The following is a 251-nucleotide window of genomic DNA, read 5'->3' as shown; positions in this document are numbered from 1 at the left end:
AATATATAAATCGCCATTCTGTAAGGCATCACCGTTTGCACGGGTTTTAGGAATACGCGTATGAGGGGTCATTTGGAAATCGTATGGATTACCTTCTTGACCAAGCATCAACCATGCACCACCAATTTTTTGCCATACAATCATGGGTGTTGCTGAAGTTACAACCGCGAAATCACCATTCAAACCAAAAGTATTTCGTGGGTCGGCTGCGCCATTTTCAGTAGGTTGTACGTCACCAGTACCAGGAGCAT

Annotated in this window: 1 protein-coding gene; it reads right to left on the bottom strand. The window is 44.2% G+C overall.

The features are described 5' to 3' along the window. Window positions 1-251: hypothetical protein (locus AC1ECF_RS17755; RefSeq protein WP_480390761.1), on the bottom strand; the 251-nt coding region annotated here is incomplete at both ends.

Source organism: Psychrobacillus sp. Z3-81, from assembly GCF_056620325.1.
Note: the sequence above shows the minus strand (reverse complement) of the source record. Positions and strands in the feature narration are given on the sequence as shown.